At 71.2% G+C, this 19,544-nt stretch carries 20 protein-coding genes; 12 read left to right on the top strand and 8 right to left on the bottom strand.

The window, feature by feature from the left end:
- Positions 1-107: 107 nt before the first annotated feature.
- Positions 108-1,886, bottom strand: coding sequence for a S8 family serine peptidase (locus J5226_RS10810; RefSeq protein WP_215839907.1), 1,779 nt, complete (start codon positions 1,884-1,886; stop codon positions 108-110).
- Positions 1,887-2,083: 197 nt separating this feature from the next.
- On the opposite strand from J5226_RS10810, the gene J5226_RS10805 reads away from it, so the two are divergent.
- Entirely contained in the window at positions 2,084-2,314 is a 231-nt protein-coding gene (locus J5226_RS10805) for a hypothetical protein (protein ID WP_215839906.1), read from the top strand.
- 79 nt (positions 2,315-2,393) lie between these two features.
- Here J5226_RS10805 and sufT read toward each other — a convergent pair whose 3' ends face one another.
- Entirely contained in the window at positions 2,394-2,945 is a 552-nt protein-coding gene (gene sufT / locus J5226_RS10800) for a putative Fe-S cluster assembly protein SufT (protein ID WP_215839905.1), read from the bottom strand.
- Between the two features lie 101 nt (positions 2,946-3,046).
- Between sufT and J5226_RS10795 the strand changes: the two genes are divergently transcribed.
- Entirely contained in the window at positions 3,047-3,508 is a 462-nt protein-coding gene (locus J5226_RS10795; RefSeq protein ID WP_215839904.1) for a hypothetical protein, read from the top strand.
- A gap of 128 nt (positions 3,509-3,636) precedes the next feature.
- On the opposite strand, the gene J5226_RS10790 is transcribed toward J5226_RS10795, so the two are convergent.
- On the bottom strand, positions 3,637-5,091 hold the full coding sequence (locus J5226_RS10790) for a PLP-dependent aminotransferase family protein (protein ID WP_215839903.1): 1,455 nt from the start codon (positions 5,089-5,091) through the stop codon (positions 3,637-3,639).
- A 271-nt stretch (positions 5,092-5,362) separates the two neighbouring features.
- Between J5226_RS10790 and J5226_RS10785 the strand changes: the two genes are divergently transcribed.
- From J5226_RS10785 to J5226_RS10770, 4 genes are all read left to right on the top strand, one after another.
- A complete protein-coding gene (locus J5226_RS10785) occupies positions 5,363-6,241 on the top strand; it encodes an AraC family transcriptional regulator (protein WP_215839902.1) in 879 nt (292 codons plus the stop codon).
- 144 nt (positions 6,242-6,385) lie between these two features.
- Positions 6,386-6,889, top strand: coding sequence for a hypothetical protein (locus J5226_RS10780; protein ID WP_215839901.1), 504 nt, complete (start codon positions 6,386-6,388; stop codon positions 6,887-6,889).
- On the top strand, positions 6,889-7,491 hold the full coding sequence (locus tag J5226_RS10775) for a cytochrome P460 family protein (protein ID WP_215839900.1): 603 nt from the start codon (positions 6,889-6,891) through the stop codon (positions 7,489-7,491). Before J5226_RS10780 ends, J5226_RS10775 begins: the two co-directional genes overlap by 1 nt.
- Positions 7,492-7,733: 242 nt before the next feature.
- The gene (locus J5226_RS10770; RefSeq protein ID WP_215839899.1) at positions 7,734-8,207 is read left to right on the top strand and encodes a DUF1456 family protein; all 474 of its coding nucleotides are present in this window, start codon (positions 7,734-7,736) and stop codon (positions 8,205-8,207) included.
- A 225-nt stretch (positions 8,208-8,432) separates the two neighbouring features.
- On the opposite strand, the gene J5226_RS10765 is transcribed toward J5226_RS10770, so the two are convergent.
- The 3 genes from J5226_RS10765 to J5226_RS10755 form a co-directional block, all read right to left on the bottom strand.
- Entirely contained in the window at positions 8,433-8,912 is a 480-nt protein-coding gene (locus J5226_RS10765) for a hypothetical protein (protein ID WP_215839898.1), read from the bottom strand.
- A gap of 44 nt (positions 8,913-8,956) precedes the next feature.
- Positions 8,957-10,393 (bottom strand): NAD(P)(+) transhydrogenase (Re/Si-specific) subunit beta, encoded by a 1,437-nt coding sequence (locus J5226_RS10760; protein ID WP_215839897.1) that lies wholly within the window; start codon positions 10,391-10,393, stop codon positions 8,957-8,959.
- 131 nt (positions 10,394-10,524) lie between these two features.
- Positions 10,525-10,830 (bottom strand): NAD(P) transhydrogenase subunit alpha, encoded by a 306-nt coding sequence (locus tag J5226_RS10755; protein WP_074863095.1) that lies wholly within the window; start codon positions 10,828-10,830, stop codon positions 10,525-10,527.
- 399 nt (positions 10,831-11,229) lie between these two features.
- On the opposite strand from J5226_RS10755, the gene J5226_RS10750 reads away from it, so the two are divergent.
- The 3 genes from J5226_RS10750 to J5226_RS10740 are packed head-to-tail and all read left to right on the top strand — an operon-like array spanning position 11,230 to position 12,748.
- On the top strand, positions 11,230-11,781 hold the full coding sequence (locus tag J5226_RS10750; RefSeq protein WP_215840391.1) for an RNA polymerase sigma factor: 552 nt from the start codon (positions 11,230-11,232) through the stop codon (positions 11,779-11,781).
- Complete coding sequence (locus tag J5226_RS10745) at positions 11,778-12,254, top strand: hypothetical protein (RefSeq protein WP_215839896.1); 477 nt, start codon at positions 11,778-11,780, stop codon at positions 12,252-12,254. Before J5226_RS10750 ends, J5226_RS10745 begins: the two co-directional genes overlap by 4 nt.
- A gap of 5 nt (positions 12,255-12,259) precedes the next feature.
- Positions 12,260-12,748 (top strand): DUF3106 domain-containing protein, encoded by a 489-nt coding sequence (locus J5226_RS10740; RefSeq protein ID WP_215839895.1) that lies wholly within the window; start codon positions 12,260-12,262, stop codon positions 12,746-12,748.
- A gap of 673 nt (positions 12,749-13,421) precedes the next feature.
- Here J5226_RS10740 and J5226_RS10735 read toward each other — a convergent pair.
- Both J5226_RS10735 and J5226_RS10730 read right to left on the bottom strand, forming a co-directional pair.
- Positions 13,422-14,540 carry an NAD(P) transhydrogenase subunit alpha gene (locus J5226_RS10735; protein ID WP_215839894.1) on the bottom strand — a complete coding sequence of 373 codons (1,119 nt, stop codon included), beginning with the start codon at positions 14,538-14,540 and terminating at the stop codon, positions 13,422-13,424.
- A gap of 140 nt (positions 14,541-14,680) precedes the next feature.
- Positions 14,681-16,975, bottom strand: coding sequence for a DUF1631 family protein (locus J5226_RS10730; protein WP_255323054.1), 2,295 nt, complete (start codon positions 16,973-16,975; stop codon positions 14,681-14,683).
- 123 nt (positions 16,976-17,098) lie between these two features.
- Here J5226_RS10730 and J5226_RS10725 point away from each other — a divergent pair, with 123 nt between their 5' ends.
- The 3 genes from J5226_RS10725 to J5226_RS10715 all read left to right on the top strand — a co-directional run bounded on the left by J5226_RS10725 (position 17,099) and on the right by J5226_RS10715 (position 19,543).
- A complete protein-coding gene (locus J5226_RS10725; protein WP_215839892.1) occupies positions 17,099-17,680 on the top strand; it encodes a nitroreductase in 582 nt (193 codons plus the stop codon).
- Positions 17,681-17,886: 206 nt separating this feature from the next.
- Positions 17,887-18,825: a 5'-3' exonuclease H3TH domain-containing protein gene (locus J5226_RS10720; protein WP_215839891.1), complete on the top strand. Its 939-nt coding sequence runs from the start codon at positions 17,887-17,889 to the stop codon at positions 18,823-18,825.
- A 133-nt stretch (positions 18,826-18,958) separates the two neighbouring features.
- Complete coding sequence (locus tag J5226_RS10715) at positions 18,959-19,543, top strand: NUDIX hydrolase (RefSeq protein ID WP_215839890.1); 585 nt, start codon at positions 18,959-18,961, stop codon at positions 19,541-19,543.
- The last annotated feature ends 1 nt before the right edge of the window (position 19,544 follow it).

Below are 19,544 nucleotides of genomic sequence, written 5' to 3'. Positions count from 1 at the left end.
GAACTCGCGATCACTAGGCACCGCCGAAACGAAAAAAGCCCCGGCCGAAGCCGGGGCTTTTCGAGTGCATCGGCGAACGCGGCCGTCCTGGCCGCGTCCATCCGCGATCAGAACGTGACGCTCCAGCTGTTGATGTAGCCGGTGTCGATCGACGCGCGGTCGGAAGCGCGCAGCTTCCAGGTGCCGTTCAAGGCTTCGCTCGACAGGTTCACCGTGTAGGTCTGGACGATGTTGTCGGTGCCGCCGCCGCTGCGGTTGTGCAGGTTGTAGACCGAACCGTCCGGCGCGATCAGGTCGACGATCAGGTCGCCCTGGTAGGTGTGGACGATGTTGACCGAAACCTGCGCGTTGCTCGGCGCGTTGCCGGTGCGGCCGGAGACGACGATGGAGCTGGTCACGCCGGTGGCGTTGTTGTCCGGGATGTTGACGTCGGTGCCGTTGCTGTAGGTCTGCGTGCCCGGGTTCGGGTTGCCGCCGCCGAGCGAATCCAGCGCCGCCTTGGCGTCGACGATGCCGGTGCCGATCGGCTGGTCCGGGGTCGCCGGGAACGCGCGCGCGGTGGTCTTGAGGATGGTCTCGATCTCGGCCGGGGTCTTCGGCGTCGTCGCCTTGGCCTGCAGCAGCGCGACCACGCCGGCCACGTGCGGCGTCGCCATCGAGGTGCCGCCGTAGGAGGCGTAGCTCTCGGCGCCCGGCGTGGTGGTGCCGGCGTTGAGCGTGGACAGGATGTTCGAGCCCGGCGCGGCCACGTCGACCACGGCGCCGTAGTTCGACTTCTGCGAGGTGCTCCACACCGAACGCTTGCCGGCGCTGTCGACCGCGCCCACCGCGATCACGTTGTTGCAGTTGGCCGGACGCGCGTTGGAGGCGTTGATGTTGCCGTTGCCGGCGGCCACCACCACGGTGGTGCCGCGGCCGACCGCGCCGTCGATCGCCGCCTGATAGGTCGAGCCGCAGGCGCCGCTGCCGCCGAGCGACATGTTGATCACTTCGGCCGGGTTCGGATTGGCCGGAATGCCCGACACGGTGCCGCCCGAGGCCCAGGTGATCGCGTCGGCGATGTCGGCCAGGGTGCCGCCGCACTTGCCGAGCACGCGCACCGGCACGACCTTGGCGTTGTACGCGGTGCCGGCCACGCCCTTGGCGTTGTTGGTCACCGCGGCGATGGTGCCGGCGACGTGGGTGCCGTGCCAGCTGGAGTTGCTGCTGTAGGTCACGCCGCACTCGCCGGCGGTGAACCAGTCGCCCTGGTCGGCCGGATCCGAATCGCGGCCGTTGCTGTCGCGCGCGGCGGTCGAATCGCTGATGAAGTCGTAGCCGGGCAGGATGTTGGCGTTGAGGTCGCTGTGGTTGGTGATGCCGGTGTCGATCACCGCCACGACCACGCCGGTGCCGGTGCTCACGTCCCAGGCCTGCGCGGTGTTGATGCCCGAGGCGCCGTAGCCCCACTGTTCGCCGAAGCGGGTGTCGTCCGGGGTGAAGAACGCGGTCATCGGCGCGTTCTCTTCCACGTATTCCACGTTCGGGTCGAGCTTGATCTGCTGCATCAGCGACTGCGCTTCGGCGCGGTCGAGCTTGCGGCCCGCCTGGACCACGTCGGCGCCGGTGCCGATGCGGCGCAGGTGCTTGAGGCCCAGCGCGCGGCCCTTGCCGGAGAAGCCGGCAGCGGCGGCGTCGAGCGAGCGGCTCAGGTTCGCGGCGTTGCTGCGCGCGGCGCTGCCGTCGCGGTACTTGACGATGAACTGGTCGTGCGAATCGGCATTGGCCAGCGCGGCCAGATTGACGCGGTCGGCCGCGGAGGCCGACATCGCTACGCACGACAGGGCGGCCACGGTGGCGGCGGCGAGCGCGTGCTGGCGCAGCGCGCCGTTGGAGCGGTGAGACATGGTGGAACCCCCAAAATCGAAGTGCCGCAGGGCGGCGAATCAACGCGTGGTGGTTGGGCGGCCACGTCCATGTTGCACACGCCAGCGTCCACGCTGCTTGTGTACGGACTCAGTACCGTCGCGGTCCGCCCTATCACGCTACGGCGTCGCTTGAAGTGCCAACAAGCCGGTTCGGGCGTTTGCGCGGGGCGCTAGCCGTGAGCGGGATCGCATATTTGGATTTCGGTCGCGCGAACGCGTCCGGCGGCCGGGGTGCCGACGGGCGTTCAGGAATGTGTGCGGCGGTGGCGGCGGAAGGCGTCCGCGAGCGCGGTCCGATGCGCGGCCCGGCGCGCTTCGCCGCGCATGCGTTGCGCACGGCCGGCTCGGGCGGGCGGATGCGCGCGCAAGCCATCGCGCGCGCCGGCGTCGCGGCGCGCGAAGTCTGAGCAGGGCAACGACGCGCGCGCGGCGAACGCCGCGCGGCGGAACATCGTAGGTCCGGCCGCGCGAACGGCGGCCGCAGGCTTACAGCATGCCGGTTTCGAGCCGCGCCGCTTCGGACATCATGTTGCGGTTCCACGGCGGGTCGAACACCAGCTCGACGTCGGCCTCGGCCACGGTCGGGATCATTTCCAGCTTGCTGCGCACGTCGTCGACCAGGATGTCGCCCATGCCGCAGGCCGGCGCGGTGAGCGTCATGCGCACCTCGACCGTGCGCTGGCCGTCGTCGCGGTGCTTGACCCCGGCCTCGTAGACCAGGCCCAGCTCGACCACGTTGATCGGGATCTCCGGGTCGAAGCAGGTGCGCAGCTGCTGCCACACCAGCCGCTCGACGGCTTCGTCGTCGGCGCCTTCGGGCAGCTCCAGCGGCTCCGGCGGCTCCTTGCCGATGGCGTCGGCGTCGCGGCCGTGGATGCGGAACAGGTTGCCTTCGACGAAGACGGTATAGCTGCCGCCCAAGGCCTGAGTGATATAGCCCACGCTGCCGGCCGGCAGGGTGACCTGCTCGCCTTGGGGCACCATGACGACGGCGCAATCGCGCTCGAAACGGACGGGTTCGCTGCTGCGGGAATACATGCCGGAAAGATGGGGGTGCCGGACGGCGGCGCAAGGTGGCCATTCTACCGGCCACAGCCGGCTATGCTGTAGGGCTTGCCCCCGCCCACAGTGTTCCGCCGATGACCGTCGCCCCCTCCGAACGCCCCGCCGCCGGTTCGCGCCCCGCTCCGTCCGCCGGCCCGAGCCGCGGCCTGAGCCTGTATTCCTGGCTGCTGTTGCTGCTGGGCGCGTTCGGCTTCGCCGCGCTGTGGACCCTGGTCGCGGTGGCCCTGAACCGCCAATTGGGCTGGATGGCGGTGGTCGGCGCGCTGGACATCGTCTGGATGCTGCGCCTGGGCGGCTGGCGTCCGGGCTGGAAGCGCGCGGTCGCCGCCACGGTCGCGACCGCGGTGGTGATCGGACTGGCCAATTGGGGCATCGTCGCCGGCCAGCTCAGCGGCCCGTTCGGGCTGGACCTGATGTCCTCGGCCGCCAAGCTCGGCCCGAACCTGTTCTGGACCCTGTTCCAACTGGCCAACTCCGGCGTGGAGCTGGTGTGCATGGCGCTGGCGCTGGCGGTGGCCGCGCTGCTCTCGCGCTGAACCGGCCCCGCTCGCGCTGAGCCCGGCGTCCGCGCGGCGCGGCTATCGCGCAGCCGCCCGATCCCGAGCCCCTCGCAGAACGCGACCGCCACGCACGGTCGCCGCAGAGCGCGCTCGGCCGATCGCGCTCAGGCCGCCGCCGCGATGAAACCGATGTCCTGCAAACAGGCGGCGAACAGCCGCGCGGCCTCCTCGATCTCCGCCACCGACAGCGCGCCGTAGCCGAACAGCAGCCCCGCGCGCTGCGGCGGGCTCATGTAGCACGGCGTCACCGAGTACAGCCCCAGCCCGCGCGCCTGGGCATGGGCGATGAAGGCCTCGCCCTCGGCCGGCCCGCGCCCGCGCAGCCACACCAGCAGGTGCATGCCGGCACGCGAGTCCTGGATCTCCAGCGCGTCGCCGGTCAGCCGGCGCAGCGCCGACAGCAACGCGTCGCGGCGCTGGCGCAAGGTCTTGGCGGTGCGGCGCAGGTGGCGCTCGAAACCGCCGTCGGCGAGGAACTGCGCCAGCGCGGCCTGCTCGATCCCGGGCGAGCCGAAATCGTCGGTCCACTTGGCCGACACGAAGTCTTCGCGCAGCCCCGGCGGCACCACCATGTAGCCCAGCCGCAGCGACGGAAACAGCACCTTGGAAAAGGTGCCGACGTAGATCGTGCGGCGCGCGTCGTCGAGACCGTACAGCGCCGCGTGCGGCTGCGCGTCGAAGCGGAATTCGCCGTCGTAGTCGTCCTCGAAGATCCAGCACTCGTGGCGGCGCGCGTACTCCAGCAGCGCGCGCCGGCGCGGCAGCGACATCAGCGCGCCGGTCGGGAACTGGTGCGAGGGCGTCACGCAAATCAGCCGCGGCGGGCGCTCGGGCAGCAGGTCGGTGCGCAGCCCTTCGGCGTCGACCGGAACCGGCCGCAGCCGCGCGCCGTGGATCTGCAGCGCTTCGCGCACGGCGAAATACTGCGGGTCTTCGATCGCCGCTTCGTCGCCTTCGTCGAGCAGCACCCGCGCGGTCAGCGCGATCGCTTGCTGGGTGCCGGCGACGATCACCACGTCCTCGGGCGCGGCGCGCACGCCGCGGCGCAGCGACAGGTAATCGCACACCGCCGCGCGCAGCGCCGGCAGGCCTTGCGCGGTGGGGTAGTTCGGCGGCGTGTAGGCGGCCGCGTGCGACAGCGCGCGCGCCCAGGCCGAGGTCAGCAGCGGATTGGTGAACGGCACGCCGTACTGGAAGCTGTGCACGGTGCCGGGCAAACGCCGGCCGGGGATGTTGCCGTGGTCGTGATAGCGGCGCAGGCGCTGGGCGTAGGCGCTTTGCGCGGGCAGCCGCGAGGGCGGCTCGCTGGCCGGCTGCGCCGGCGCGCCCGGCAGCACCACGAAGCTGCCGGAACCGACCCGCGCCTGCATGAAGCCTTCCGCACGCAGTTGTTCGTAGGCGGCCAGCACGGTGTTGCGCGACAGGCCCAGTTGCTGGGCCAGCAAACGGGTCGGCGGAAAGCGCATCCCGGCCGGCAAGCGGCCGGCCAGCACCGCGTCCTTGAGCGAGCGAACCAATTGGCCGTGCAGCGGGCCGCGGCCGTCCAGCGGCAGGTACATGGGCGGACTCCCGATTGGCCCCCTCGCGGGCCGTCTGAACGCCAGTGTGCCAAGCCGATCCGGCGCTGACGAGGCGTCGCGGCGGGGTTCGCGCGGGTTTGCCGGTGCCTGCACATCGACGGCGCGAGACCGGCGCAATGCCGGCGCCGCGGGCGCCAGCGCGGGGTGCCGGATTGGCTCCTGCGTTCCCCGGCTAATTGGCCCTCCAGATGACGGCCCCGGCTGGCTAGCTTAGGGGCCAACCGCAAGCCGCGACCCCGCCGAGGGCCTCATGAGCGTGCAACACCACCGCATTCATTTCGCCGAACACCTGGACCTGGGCGCGCCCGGCGTCGGGGCCGGCCTGCACCTGATCCGCGCCGGCGGCCGCGCCGTCCAACTCGACCTGCCGCCGAACTGGCTGTCGCTGTGGCTGCCGCTGCGCGGCCCGCTGCGGCTGGAAGCCGCCGACAGCGCCTGGGATCTGGCCCCGGGCCACCTGCAAGTCTGGCGCGACGCCCGCCTGCGCAGCAGCGCGCGCGGCCCCTGTTGGTGGCTGTGCCTGTGCGGGCCCGAGGCGGCGTGGAAACCGCATCTGGACGATGCACCGCAGCCGCAGGGCAACGACCTGTTCCCGTGGGAAGGCATCGCGCCGCGCGACGCGCGCCGCCTGCTGGTGCGGCTGGCGCGGCTGGACGCGCACCCGCGCGAGCTCGACGCCAACGGCCCGACCTTGCTGCGCACGCTGGGCTCGGTGCTGCGCGACGAACAGCGCGACCTGCTCGAACGCCTGCCGCGCTGCAGCGGCCGCACCCTGCGCCGGCGCCAGCAGACCTTGCTGCGGCTGTTGCGCGTGCAGCACCTGATCCGCCGCCATCCCGACGTGCGCCTGGACCTGGGCCGGCTCGCCCGCAGCGCCAGCTACTCGCCCTGCCACCTGATCCGCATCTACCGCGAAGTGTTCGACGAAACCCCGACCGAATACGCCGCGCGGCTGCGCTCGGACCGCGCCTGGCGCATGGTCCGCGACACCCGCATGCCGGTGTGCGAGATCACCGAGGCGCTGGGCTTCGAAAGCCAAAGCGCGTTCTGCCGCGCGTTCAAGAACTCCTTCGGCGTCACCGCCACCCAGGCGCGGCGCGCCGAGGCGGCGCGCGGCCGCGCGGCCTGAGCGCCGCCGCGCGCGCCGCGCATCCGTCCGCGCCGGACGTCCGTACCGCTCTCGTTGCGCCACCGCTCACCGCTCACCGCACCGCCGCACCGCACCGCCGAGCCGCTCGGCCCCACTCCACCGTCCCGCCACCGCGAGTCCGCCATGACCGTCGCCGCCCGCCCCGCCCGCTCCCTGCCGCTGTGGACCCTGTTCGGCGGCCTGATCGCCGCCACGCTCGATATCAGCTACGCCATCAGTTACTGGGGCCTCACCAAGGGCGTGGCCGCCACGCGCGTGCTGCACAGCGTCGCCTCCGGCCTGATCGGCCGCGAGGCCGCGCTCGCCGGCGGCGCCGGCACCGCCGCGCTGGGCCTGTTCCTGCACTATTTCATCGCCGTGCTGATGGCCGTCGCCTACGCCGTCGGCGCGAGCCAGCTGGCGTGGATGCGCCGCCGCCCGTGGCTGGCGGCGACCTTGTACGGCCTGTGGCTGTTCGTGGCGATGAACTTCATCGTCGTGCCGCTCTCGCGCGCCGGCATGAAGGGCCTGCCGCCGGATCCGGTGTGGATCGGGCTGAGCATCCTGGTGCACATCGTGTTCGTGGCGTGGCCGATCGCGTGGGCGGTGAATCGCGCGCTCGGTTCCGGTCGCTCGGGGCTGCACTGATGGGCCGCGAACGCGACCCGCGCGCAGGGCGCGAGGCCCGATCCGGCGAGCCTGCGGTAAACCGCGGCGCCGCGGCGACGATCCTGCTCGCCGCCGCCGTCGCGCTGACGGCGAGCATCGCCTTCGCCGCCGACGCGCCGGCGCCCGCGCAAAGCAGCGCGCCCGCCGTGCCCTACCCCGACGGCTACCCGCACTGGACCCACCTCAAAAGCGGACTGATCAACCCCGGCCATCCCGCCTACCCGCGCTTCGGCGGCCTGCACCACGTCTACGCCAATGCCGCCGCGCTCGAAGGCAACCGCAACGGCCGCTACGCCGACGGCTCGGTGCTGGTCTACGACCTGTTCGAAACCCGCGACCGCGGCGACGGCCTCGTCGAGCAAGGGCCGCGTCGGCACATCGACGTGATGGTCAAGGACAGTCGCCGTTTCGCCGCCACCGCCGGCTGGGGCTACGCCGAATTCGCCGCCGGCCAGCGCAACGACCGCCTGAAACCCGCCGAACGCGACGGCTGCGCGGCCTGCCACGCCAGCCGCGCGCAGCACGGCCACGTCTTCAGCGAATGGCAGAACCGCGGCGAGAGCGGCGCGCCGGACGCCTGATCGCGACCGTGCCGGCGCCATGCCGGCACGGCGCCGCCCTGGCCGGCGAGGCCCGGCCGCCGCCTCCGGGCCTGCCGCCCCACCGTCCCGCCGAGCCGGATGCGCCCGGCGTGCGAGAATCCGCGCTCGCACCTCTCCCGATTCCCGTCCGGCGGCTCAGCCGGGCGCCGGGACGGCATTCGCAACGCACCGGCCGCCCCGCTCCAGCGCGCGGCCGCGCGGCTCCAAAGGCAGGACGGATCATGATCAACAACGATGTATTGCGCAGCATTCGCTACATGCTCGATCTCAGCGACAACAAGGTCGTGGAGATCGTGCATCTCGCCGACCCCGCGTTCGCGCTGGAAAAAACCCAGGTGCAGGCCTTCCTCAAGAAAGACGAGGACGCGGGTTACGCGCCCTGCGACGATGCGACGCTCGCGCGTTTTCTCGACGGGCTGGTGTTCCACTACCGCGGCCGCGACGAACGCATGCCGCCGCGCCCGCTGGAAACGCGCGTCACCAACAATCTGGTGCTGAAGAAACTGCGCGTCGCCTTCGAGCTCAAGGACCTGGACATGCACGAGGCCTTCGCCAGCGCCGGTTTCCCGGTGTCCAAGCCGGAACTGAGCGCGCTGTTCCGCCAGAGCGACCACAAGAACTTCCGCGCCTGCGGCGATCAGATGCTGCGCAATTTCCTCAAGGGTCTGACCCTGCGGATTCGCGGCGAAAAGTAAGCGGCCGCGCGGCCGCGGCGACGCTCGCGCGGACATCGCGCGTTAGCGGATGAGCGATGCTTCCGGTCCCGGCCAGCGACGAGCGCTGGCCGGGCCGCGCTTCGCCAACGCGTTCCACGTCGCGCGCAGTCGCAGCGGATGATCCGAGCCGTCCAGTTCGACCTGCCGCCGAACCGTCGTTGTAGCGGCCACCGTGCGATCAAGCGACAGCCCCGCCGCGCCGCCTCAGTCCCACCAGTTGAACAACACGTCGCCGAGCCGCCGCGGTTCCCAATAGGCCATGTCGCCGGACGCGCGCAGCGCGATGCCGGCGGGAACCGGCTGTTCCAGATCGTAGGACGACCAGGCCTCGATGCCGTGCAATTCCGCCAGCGCGGCGAACACGCCGTCGTGGTCGAGAAACCGCGCTTGGTGCAGGTGCATCCAACCCGAAGGCAAGGCATCGCCCGCTGCCGGCGCGAAGCGCGGTTGCGGTACCGCCACCGCCCAGGCGTCGTAGTCGCGCGAGTGCAGCAGATAGATCGGCGACACCGCGCCGCGACGCGCCGGCTCCTGGATCATCGCCGCATGGAAGTTGGGTGTGACGCCGGGTTCGAGCATCGCCGGCAGGCGCGCGCCGATGCGCCGGACCACGTCATGCACGACGCGCCTGACCTCGGCCGGCGACCGTTCCTCGCCGAGCGCCGACAAACGCGCTTCGCGCATGCCCCGCTCCCCGCTCCGCCCGCCTGCGCGGCGGACGTCGGCGTTCAATGCCCGCCGCCGTCCAGCGCCTTCAACTCCGACACCAGCGCACTCGCCATCTCGGCGCCGTCGCCGTACAGCATGCGCGTGTTGTCGGCGTAGAACAGCGCGTTCTCGATGCCGGCGAAGCCGGTGCCCTTGCCGCGCTTGATCACGATGGTGTTGCGCGAATTGATCACGTCGAGGATCGGCATGCCGTAGATCGGCGAGGCCGGGTCGGTCTTGGCGACCGGGTTGACCACGTCGTTGGCGCCGATCACCAGCGACACGTCGGTGTTGGCGAACTCGGGGTTGATGTCGTCCATGTCGGCGATCAGGTCGTACGGCACGCCGGCTTCGGCCAGCAGCACGTTCATGTGGCCCGGCATGCGCCCGGCCACCGGGTGGATCGCGAACTTCACCTTGACCCCGCGTTCGGTCAGCTTCTGGGTCAGCTCCCAAATCTTGTGCTGCGCCTGCGCCACCGCCAGACCGTAGCCGGGCACGATCACCACGCGTTCGGCGAAGGCCATCATCGCGGCGACGTCGCCGGCTTCGATGGGCTTTTGCGTGCCGGCGATTTCCTGCGCCTGCCCGCCGCCGCCGAAATTGGAGAACAGCACGCCGCTGATCGGCCGGTTCATCGCCTTGGCCATCAAGCGCGTGAGCAGCATGCCGGCCGCGCCGACCATGGTGCCGGCGATGATCAGCGCTTCGTTGCCGAGCACGTAGCCCTCGAACGCCACCGCCAGACCGGTGAAGGCGTTGTACAGCGAGATCACCACCGGCATGTCGGCGCCGCCGATCGGCAAGGTCATCAGCACGCCCAACGCCAACGCGGCGACGAAGAAGGCGATGATGAAGCCGACGTTGAGGGTCATGAACGAGGCGATGCCGAGCACCACCACCGCCAGCGCGACCAGCGCGTTGAACGCTTGCTGGCCGGGGAACACCACGCGCTTGTCGAGGCGCCCGTCGAGCTTGGCCCAGGCGATCACCGAACCCGACAGCGACACCGCGCCGATCGCCGCGCCGACCACCGCCAGCACCAGCGCCACGGTCGGCGCGTGCATCGCGACGATGCCGCGTTCGAGCTGCGCCTGCAGCGGGTCCGACGGCATCTGCGCGGACAGCCGCAGCAGTTCGACCGCGCCGATCGCCGCCGCCGAGCCGCCGCCCATGCCGTTGTAGAGCGCGACCATCTGCGGCATATCGGTGATGGCGACCTTCTTGCCCGAGATCCACGCCGCTGCCGTGCCCAGCAACACCGCCGTCGCGATCAGGCCGAGGTTGTGCAGGCCCGGCAGGAAGAACGTCGCCACGGTGGCGATGATCATGCCCGCGCCGGCCCAGCGGATGCCGCTGCGCGCGGTCACCGGCGAGGCCATGCGTTGCAGGCCCAGCAGGAACAAGGTCGCGGCGACCAGATAGCTCAGCTTCACCACAGTCGAAAGGACGTCCATCAGCGCGCGCGCTCCATAGAACGACAGCTGCCCGAGAGGCAGCGACCAGCCAAGAAAGGAAGGAACGGCGAGCAGGGCCACGCCGACGACGGCGGCCGCGGCCGCCGCGAGGTACCGCAGCAGCGGCGCATTCAGCCGCCCGCCTTGCCGGCGGGCTTCTTGCTGGACTTGAACATCTCCAGCATGCGTTCGGTCACCACGTAGCCGCCGGCGGCGTTGCCCGCGCCGAGCAGCACCGCGACGAAGCCGATGGCTTTTTCCAGCAGGGTGTCGGCGTGGCCGAGGACGATGATCGCGCCGATCAGCACGATCCCGTGGATGAAGTTGGAGCCGGACATCAGCGGGGTGTGCAGGATCACCGGCACCCGCGAAATGATTACGTGGCCGGCGATCGCGGCCAACATGAAGATGTACAGCGCCACGAACCCGTCGCTCATCCGTTTCGTCCCCATGCGTTGTCCGGGCCATCATAACCGGCCGTGAATGCGGCGCCACCGTTGTCAACCGATCCGATGGGCGGGCGTTTCCGGTTTGCGTAAGCGCCGCACATTCCGGCGCAGGGACAGGTCGCATGCCGAACACCATTCTTCGTCGCCCCCGGCACCCGCCGGCCGCGCGCGGCTGAGGCCCGGCGCGTGCTGCAACCGCCCGCCGCCCGTATCCTGGAGGCCGTGAGCGTCGACACCGACCCGCTGCCGCCGAACGACCCGCTGGAGCATCGCTACGACGCGCGCCGGCCCGAGCGCCTGCGCGCCGGCGCCGGCGACCCCGCGGCGCCGTCCGCGCCGCGCCAGGCCCGCGACGCGCAGGACGGCGACGCCGGCGCCGAGGACGCGCTGCCGCCGCTGCCCGAGGCCGACCCGGCCCCGGCGCGGCTGCCGGCCAGCCTGGAGGAATTCCTCGCCGGCCTGGGCACGCGCGCGTTCCGCTTCGCCGAGCTCGGCCTGCGCCATCGCGAGGACGCGCTGGACGCGGTGCAGGACGCGATGATGAAGATGCTCGGTTACCGCGACCGTCCGCCGCAGGAATGGACGCCGCTGTTCTGGAGCATCCTGCGCAGCCGCATCGTCGACGTGCAGCGGCGGCGGGCGTTCCGCCTGCGCTGGCTGCTGCCGGCGGCGCGCGGCGAGGACGACGCGCCGGCCGATTGGGCCGACGACGGCCCCGACCCGCAGCGCGCCCACGACGGGCGCGAAGCCTACGGCCGCTTGGCCCAGGCGCTGCACAAATTGCCGCGGCGGCAACGCGAAGCGTTCTCGCTGCGGGTGTTGGAAGAACTCGACGTCGCCACGACCGCGCGGGCGATGGGTTGCAGCGAAGGCGCGGTGAAGACGCATCTGTCGCGGGCGCGCGAAGCGCTGCAGCGGCAATTGGAGGAATGGCGATGAACACCGACCCGCGCAGCGCCGAAGGCCGCACCCCGGCGCCGCACCGCGCAAGCCCGGCGGCCGATGCGGACGCGCGTTTCGACGCGGCCTTGCGCGACGTGCACGCGCAGGCGCTCGAGCGCGTGAGCCCGCAGGTCCGCCAGCGCCTGCGCACGATCCGCAGCGAGGCCGCCGCGCAGCCCCAGCGGGGCCGCGGCGGCCTCCTCGGCTGGGCGCTGGCCAGTTCCGGCGTCGCCGCGGTGGCCTTGGCGGTGGGCTTGCAGTTCGTCGGCGGCGGCGCGCCGCTGCCCGGCCCCGCGCCCGCGCCGGTCGAAGTCGCCGCGGCGCCCGCGCGCGCGGCCATCGCGCCGGCGAAGGTCGTGGAGACCGGCTACGAGCCCGACACCGCGGTCGCCACGCTCGACGAAAATCCCGATTTGTACCTGTGGCTGGCGTCCAATTCCGACGCCCTGCCGCGCACCCACCTGGAGTGACCGCCATGCGCCGTTCCGTTTTCCATCGCGCCGCGTTGGCCCTCGCCCTGGCCGCGCTCGCCGCGCCCGCGCTGGCCGGCCCGCCGCCGGCCGGCTCCGCCGCCGCCCTGCCGGCCTGGGATCAACTCAGTCAAGCCCAGCGCGAGCAATTGATCGCGCCGATGCGCGACCGCTGGAACACCCAGCCCGACGAGCGCCAGCGCATGCTCGACCGCGCCCGCCGCTGGCAGCAGATGACCCCGGACGAACGCCGCGAGGCGCGCAACGGCATGAAGCGCTGGGAAGCGCTGGACCCGGAAGAGCGCGGCCAGATGCGCGCGCTCTACGGCAAGATGCGCGGCCTGGACGACAACGGCAAACGCGCGCTGATGGAGAAGTGGCGCACGATGACGCCCGAACAGCGCCGCGCCTGGGTCGAAGCCAATCCGCCGCCGCCGAAGCCGCCGCGCGACCGCGGCGAACCGCCGTTCGGCCCGCCGCCGCCGCGCAACTGAGCGCCGGCGCGTCGTTTTCCAGAGCATCCGGCGAGCGCTGCGGCGCCCGCCCTCGCCTCCGCGCGAACGCGGAGATCCAGCGCTACGGGGCAGGAACCTGGGCAGCGTTCGGATCTCCGCGTTCGGCGGTTCTTCTTTGTGGGGTCGAGAATTCGCCGCACCCGCGAGCGCTACGGCTGTCGCGCGATCTGGCTGGTAGGAGCTGCGTAAGCTGCGACCGCGGCATCACGCTTGCGGCGCGAACGGCTACTCCGCGGTCGCGGCTCGCGCCGCTCCTACACGGGGCTTCGGCTGCTACGCGATCTGGCTGGTAGGAGCTGCGTAAGCTGCGACCGCGACACCTCGCTTACGGCGCGAACGGCTACTCCGCGGTCGCGGCTCGCGCCGCTCCTACACGGGGCTTCGGCTGCTACGCGATCTGGCTGGTAGGAGCTGCGTAAGCTGCGACCGCGACATCGCGCTTACGGCGCGAACGGCTACTCCGCGGTCGCGGCTCGCGCCGCTCCTACAGGGGGCTTCGGCTGCTACGCGATCTGGCTGTAGGAGCTGCGCGAGCTGCGACCGCGACACCTCGCTTACAACTCGACCGGCTACCCCGCGGTCGCGGCTCACGCCGCTCCTACACACACATCGTCTTCGACCGCCGTGCGATTCGGCCAAGAACCCGCGCCGCTTACGCCGCCGCGCTCTGCGCCTCGACCTTGCGCTCCGGCCACACCGTCTTGGCCAGCAACTCGTCGTTCCAGTCGTACTTGAGCTCGCCGCCGTCGACGAACAGGCTGACGAAGTTGAGCACGTTGCGGGCGAACATCTCGCTGGCGTGGACCGCGCCGGCGCTGGCGAGGTTGAGCGGGCCGGCGATGGTCACGCCCTCGGCGTCGACGGTCTCGCCCGGACGGGTCAGTTCGCAGTTGCCGCCGGTTTCGGCGGCGAGGTCGACCAGCACGCTGCCGGGCTTCATCCCGGCGATCATCGCCGCGGTGACGATCTTCGGCGCCGGACGTCCCGGCACCGCCGCGGTGCAAACGATCACGTCGATGTTCTTCAGGTGCTCGCCGAGCCGGCGCTGCTGTTCGGCGCGCTCCTCGTCGGTGAGCTGGCGCGCGTAGCCGCCCTCGCCCGCGGCGCTGACGCCGAGGTCGAGGAACTTGCCGCCCAGCGATTCGATCTGCTCGCGCGTTTCCGGCCGCACGTCGAAGCCTTCGACCTGCGCGCCCAGGCGCTTGGCCGTCGCCACCGCCTGCAAACCGGCGACGCCGGCGCCGACGATGAGCACGCGCGAGGGCCGGATGGTGCCGGCGGCGGTGGTCAGCATCGGGAAGAAACGCGGCGCCAGTTGTGCGGCGATCAGCACCGCCTTGTAGCCCGCCATGCCGGCCTGCGAGCTGAGCACGTCCATGGCCTGGGCGCGGGTGGTGCGCGGCAGGCGTTCCAGCGGGAAGGCCAGCAGCTTGCGCGCGACGATGGCCTCGCCCCGCGCGGCATCGGCCTGCGGCTGCAGCAGGCCGACCAGGGCCGCGCCTTCGCGCAGCAGGTTCAGCCGTTCGCCGTCGGGCGCTTGCACGCACAGCACCACGTCGGCCTGGGCGGTGGCGCCGGCGGCGTCGTCGGCCAGCTCCGCGCCGGCCTGGACGTAGGCATCGTCGGTGAAGCTCGCGCCGCGTCCGGCGCCACGCTGGACGCGCACGCGCGCGCCGCGGGCGACTAGTTTTTTGCAGGTTTCCGGCGTCAGCGCTACGCGCTTCTCGCCGGCAGCGGTTTCGCTGGCAACGCCTATCGTGATGCCCGACATGCTTCGCTCCGTGCCCGGTTCGGCTGATCGTAGCGGATGCGGGGAGGCAGGAGATAGCGGATAGGAGTTAGGAGATAGCGGAAACGCCAAGCTTGGCCCGCTTCAGCTATCTCCTAACTCCTATCCGCTATCTCCTGCTGTCAAATCACCCGATCCAAATGCCGCCGCACCTGCCGCATCGCCTCATCGAACGCCGTGCGCTCGGCGCCGACCACGAGCCGGCCGTGCGAGGCCAGCATCGCCAGTTCCTCGGCCGAGGCGACCAGCGCGCGCACGCCGCGGCGGTTGACCAGCAGCAGGCGCGAGGTCAGCGGGCTCAGCCAGGCGACCTTCACCGCGATGGTTTCGCCCTGCAGGCTGGTCAGGCGCAGCCAGTCGCCGGGTTCGAGCTGGCGCATGCGTTCGGCCAGCAGCGGGTCGTGGCCGCCTTGCGCGACTTGGTCGTCGAGGTAACGGCGGCGCTCCTCAGCCACGTCCTCCTCGACTTCCGCGGCGCTGGGCTGCGGGTGGTCGCTGCGTTCCTTGTCCGGCGTGGCCAGCGCGCGCACCAGTCCGGCCATGGCGTGCTGGGCGGCGCTTTCGTCCAGGCCCGAGGACGACAGGCACTGGATGATGATCGGTTGCAGCGCCAGCAGCTGATCGGCCAGTTCGCGGCCGCGGTTCTCGGCGGCGAGCTTGTCGGCCATCACCAGCGCGTCGCCGAGCGCCATCGCCTGGGCGCGGCGCTTGGGGTCTTCGTTCTCGCGCAACAGCACCTGCACCAAGTGATGGCGCCAGGGCGTGGCGATGAAATCGGCCACCGCCGAGGTCAGCTTGCCGTCGCCGATGCGCTCGCGCACGGCCTGATCGGCCTGGGTGCGCGCCGCGCCGAGGCGCTCGCGGCCGTAGGTGGCCTTGGCCGCGCGCTGCTCTTGCAGCTCGATCCGGCGGCGGTGCTGGGACAGCATCGCGTCGAGCTCGGCGTGGGCCAGCTCGAACACGGCGAGGTCTTCGTTGTAGTCGGACACCACGCGCTGGGAAATCTCCGAAGCGCGTTCGAGCAAGTCGCGGTCCTGCGGCGTATCGCCGTCGTTGCCTTCGCAGGCCTCGGTGATCGCATCCAGCAAGCGCCGCGCCGGGTGTTCGCGCTTGACGAACACTTCGTTGTCGGTCAGCGCGACCTTGACGTACGGCATCACCAGCCGCGCATAGACGCGGCGGGCGCGGTCCTGCAGGGCGTGGTTGCGGAACAGCGAGTCGAACAGCAGCGCGACCAGATCGATCGCGTCGTCCTCTTCCGGGCTGAAGCAGGTCTGGTCGGGATTGAAACCGAGCCGGCGCGCGCCGTCGTACAGCTGATCGCGGATGGTCTCGCCCAGGCGCCCGGACACGGCCAGCGCGCGCGCGAACGCGTCCGGCGGCTCGGGCTGCAGCAGCGAGGCCATGCCGACCACCTCGTCCACGCGCAACTCGCGGCGCTGGGCCATCGTGCGCTGCGGCTGGTGGCCCGGCGGCAGGCCGCCGCCCTTGACCAGACCCTCGCGCCACGCATGCAGCTGAGTGCGCAATTCGGCCAGTTCGGCCGCCATCGCGGCCACTTCCACCTGAGACACCGGCGCCCCCTGCGCCGGGTAGCCGGAGCCGAGGCTCGGGCCGTGTCCATGCGGGTACGGTCCTTGTTGATAGTCGTGCGGCACGGACGCTGCGGCCTCGCGATGCGGAACGGTGTCGAACACGCCGTCGAGCGTGTTGCGGTCGTGGCGCTCTTCGGCCGCCGCGCGCACGGGACCGGCGGCCGGCGGCGCGCCGGCGGCCATGCCGTAACCGGCGGTGGCCAGCACTTGGTTGAGGCGCGCGTACATATCGCCCAGCAAGCGCGCCAGTTCCTGCTCGTATTGGCGGAACAGGCGCATGCGCAGGCTTTCGGTGACCTGGGCGTCGCAATAGACCGAGGTGAACGCGCGCACCAGCCGATACGGCCCGACCGGATTGACGCCGTCCGGCGCCCCCAGCGCCTGGGCCAGCATCTGCAAGCGCGCGCGCACCATTTCCAGCGGACGCTGGTAGCGCGATTCGAGCAGTTCGATCAGGCGTTCGCCGTCGAGATCGAACGCCAGTTGCTGTTCGCCGACCAGTTGCAGCGGCGAACCGCCGACCCCGCCGACCGCCGCGCCGGGCGCGCGGAACGCGTCGAAGCCCACGGCGATCTGTTGGCGGAAGGCCATGACATGACTGGCCTGTTGCTGACGCAGGACCCACAATGCGGCCTGGTCTTCGAACTGGTGGTTGCGGCCGTCGCCCTTGAGCGAATCGGCCTTCAAGGCTTCTTCGATAGGCGCGTACAGGGAACCGGGCAGACCCCCGAGTTGCTCGAGCGTCTGTCGTTTGAGTTCTTCGAGCACGCGCGCAGGATCCGCGCGCGTGTTCTGAACGACGCCGTGCAAGTGACCGGACACGTACCAAGTTCCCCCTGGTGGATGCGGCGCGTCTGATTGCGACCGCGAGCGTCAGGATAGTGCCTAGATGCGACCATTCATGTGGCATCGTTCATTTTTGTGACCGACATTCAGATTACTTAAATGCCTACCCCCGACCCCCGCTTGCTGGCCGCCCTCGACCAACGCCGTTCGATCCCCGCCAAGCAGCTTTCCGCGCCCGGACCGGACGAATCCACCCTCCAGCGTATGTTGGCTTCGGCCGTGCGCGTGCCCGATCACGGCAAGCGCGTGCCGTTCCGTTTCCTCACGATCCAGGGCGATGCCCGCCACACGCTCGGCGAGCGGCTGGCCGCGCGCGGGATCGAGCGCTTCCCCGACGCCGGCCCGGCCGCGGTGGAGAAAGACCGCGGCCGCTTCTCGCACGCGCCGCTGATCGTCGCGGTGATCGCGCAGCTCGGCCCGGACGAAAAAATCCCCGAGCTCGAGCGCACCCTGACCGCCGGCTGCGTCTGCTTCGCCCTGCTGCAAGCCGCGCAGGCGCTGGGCTTCGGCGCGGTGTGGCTGACCGGCTGGCCGGCCTACGACGAAGCAGTGGAACGCTGGCTCGGCGTGCAGGCGCACGAGCGCATCGTCGGCTTCATCCATATCGGCACGGCCAAGCTCGACGCGCCCGAGCGCGAACGCCCGGACTCGGCCGCATTGACCCGCGCCTGGACGCCGTGAGCGCGCGGCGCACGCCTCGTGCGCGCCGCGCGGCTTGACCCGCATCGGCCCGAACCGCGGCCTTTGCCCAGGCGCGGTTCGCGTCCACAGCGTTTGTATTCGCACTGTTTGTATTCGTACCGTCTGAATCGGCACCGTTGGCCTCCGCACCGTTTGCACCCGTACGGTTCCCACCCGCACCACGCCGCACCTGTTGGAATGAGCGCATGACCTCGACCCCGCCCGCCCCGCAAACGCCGGTCTATCTGATCGACGCCAGCCTGTACGTGTTCCGCGCCTGGCATTCGATCCCCGACGACTTCCAGGACGCCGAAGGCTGGCCGAGCAACGCCGTGCACGGCTTCGCCCGTTTCCTGCTGGAGCTGATCGAACGCGAGCGCCCGCAGCACATCGCGGTGGCGTTCGACGAGGCGCTGGATTCGTGCTTCCGCAACGAGTTGTACCCGGCCTACAAGGCCAACCGCGATCCGGCGCCGGACGCGCTCAAGCGCCAGTTCGGCCATTGCAAGGCGCTGTGTTCGGCGCTGGGCCTGAGCGTGCTGGCCGACGTGCAGTACGAGGCCGACGATCTGATCGGCAGCGCGCTGATGCGCATGCGCGGGCAGGGCTACCGCGGGGTGATCGTGTCGGCCGACAAGGATCTCTCGCAGTTGTTGGCGAACGCCGACGAGCAGTGGGACTTCGCCCGCGGCCTGCGCTGGACCGCCGCCGGCGTGCCCGAGCGCCACGGCGTGGAAGCGGCGCAGATCGCCGACTATCTGGCCCTGACCGGCGACGCGGTCGACAACATCCCCGGCGTGCCCGGCATCGGCGCCAAGACCGCGGCCGCCCTGCTCGGCCACTTCGGCAGCCTCGACGCGTTGTTGGCGCGGGTCGAGGAAGTCCCGTTCCTGCGCCTGCGCGGCGCCGCCAGCGCCGCGGCCAAGCTGCGCGAACACCGCGCCCAGGCGCTGCTGTGCCGGCAGCTGACCACGATCGCGCTGGACGCGCCGCTGGCCGACGACGGCGACCACTACCGCCGCGGCCGCGCCGACGCCGCCGCCCTGCAAGCGCTGTGCGACCGCCTGCGCTTCGGCCCGATGACCCGGCGCCGGCTGTACACCGCGGTGGGCCTGGACTTCGCCACGTCACAGGTTTCGTCGTAGCATCGAAGCCTTCCGCGGAAGCACGCCACGCGCCCTTCCGCCCGCGCGCCGCGGCGCAATCCGCGCGGCGCCGCGACACCGAATCCCCATCATCGCCCGCCGCCGCGGCCGCGGGCCTCCGGCGAGGAACGCTATGACCGCAGTCCAAGATCACGCAGCCCAGCACGAACCCGTGGAAACCATCTACACCGGCCAGTGGCTGCGGATGATGCGGCGCGGCCATTGGGAGTACGCCGAGCGCACCCACGGCAAGGGCATGGCGGTGATCATCGTCGCGGTCACGCCCGACGATAAGGTGCTGTTCGTCGAACAGTTCCGGGTGCCGCTCAACGCCCGCACCATCGAAATGCCGGCCGGTCTGGTCGGCGACGACCACGCCCACGACACCCTGGAATCGGCGGCCGCGCGCGAGCTGATCGAGGAAACCGGCTGGGAGCCGGGCAAGGTCGAGGTGCTGCTGACCGGCCCGACCTCGGCCGGCATGAGCAGCGAGCGCATCGCCTTCGTCCGCGCCACCGCCCTGCACCGGGTCGGCCCCGGCGGCGGCGTCGCCGGCGAGGACATCCTGGTCCACGAAGTCCCGCGCGCCGAGGCGCCGGCGTGGCTGATGGGCAAGCAGGCCGAAGGCTACGAGCTCGACCTCAAGCTGTGGGCGGGGTTGTGGATGATCGAGCGCAACCCCGATGGGTCGAACGCCGGCGGCGCTGCGGCGGACTGAA

It is taken from the genome of Lysobacter sp. K5869, assembly GCF_018847975.1.
Classification (GTDB): domain Bacteria; phylum Pseudomonadota; class Gammaproteobacteria; order Xanthomonadales; family Xanthomonadaceae; genus Lysobacter.
The sequence above is the reverse complement of the archived record's forward strand: the minus strand, read 5'-3'. Positions and strand labels throughout refer to the sequence as shown.

Excerpts from the sequence above, each read along its gene's own strand:
- J5226_RS10770 (WP_215839899.1), top strand. The coding sequence starts at position 7,734 with ATGATCAACAACGATGTATTGCGCAGCATTCGCTACATGCTCGATCTC.
- J5226_RS10785 (WP_215839902.1), top strand. The coding sequence starts at position 5,363 with ATGAGCGTGCAACACCACCGCATTCATTTCGCCGAACACCTGGACCTG.
- J5226_RS10720 (WP_215839891.1), top strand. The coding sequence starts at position 17,887 with ATGACCTCGACCCCGCCCGCCCCGCAAACGCCGGTCTATCTGATCGAC.
- J5226_RS10715 (WP_215839890.1), top strand. The coding sequence starts at position 18,959 with ATGACCGCAGTCCAAGATCACGCAGCCCAGCACGAACCCGTGGAAACC.
- J5226_RS10755 (WP_074863095.1), bottom strand. The coding sequence starts at position 10,830 with ATGAGCGACGGGTTCGTGGCGCTGTACATCTTCATGTTGGCCGCGATC.
- J5226_RS10725 (WP_215839892.1), top strand. The coding sequence starts at position 17,099 with ATGCCTACCCCCGACCCCCGCTTGCTGGCCGCCCTCGACCAACGCCGT.
- J5226_RS10740 (WP_215839895.1), top strand. The coding sequence starts at position 12,260 with ATGCGCCGTTCCGTTTTCCATCGCGCCGCGTTGGCCCTCGCCCTGGCC.
- J5226_RS10735 (WP_215839894.1), bottom strand. The coding sequence starts at position 14,540 with ATGTCGGGCATCACGATAGGCGTTGCCAGCGAAACCGCTGCCGGCGAG.
- J5226_RS10775 (WP_215839900.1), top strand. The coding sequence starts at position 6,889 with ATGGGCCGCGAACGCGACCCGCGCGCAGGGCGCGAGGCCCGATCCGGC.
- J5226_RS10765 (WP_215839898.1), bottom strand. The coding sequence starts at position 8,912 with ATGCGCGAAGCGCGTTTGTCGGCGCTCGGCGAGGAACGGTCGCCGGCC.
- J5226_RS10810 (WP_215839907.1), bottom strand. The coding sequence starts at position 1,886 with ATGTCTCACCGCTCCAACGGCGCGCTGCGCCAGCACGCGCTCGCCGCC.
- sufT (WP_215839905.1), bottom strand. The coding sequence starts at position 2,945 with ATGTATTCCCGCAGCAGCGAACCCGTCCGTTTCGAGCGCGATTGCGCC.
- J5226_RS10760 (WP_215839897.1), bottom strand. The coding sequence starts at position 10,393 with ATGGACGTCCTTTCGACTGTGGTGAAGCTGAGCTATCTGGTCGCCGCG.
- J5226_RS10790 (WP_215839903.1), bottom strand. The coding sequence starts at position 5,091 with ATGTACCTGCCGCTGGACGGCCGCGGCCCGCTGCACGGCCAATTGGTT.
- J5226_RS10780 (WP_215839901.1), top strand. The coding sequence starts at position 6,386 with ATGACCGTCGCCGCCCGCCCCGCCCGCTCCCTGCCGCTGTGGACCCTG.
- J5226_RS10745 (WP_215839896.1), top strand. The coding sequence starts at position 11,778 with ATGAACACCGACCCGCGCAGCGCCGAAGGCCGCACCCCGGCGCCGCAC.
- J5226_RS10795 (WP_215839904.1), top strand. The coding sequence starts at position 3,047 with ATGACCGTCGCCCCCTCCGAACGCCCCGCCGCCGGTTCGCGCCCCGCT.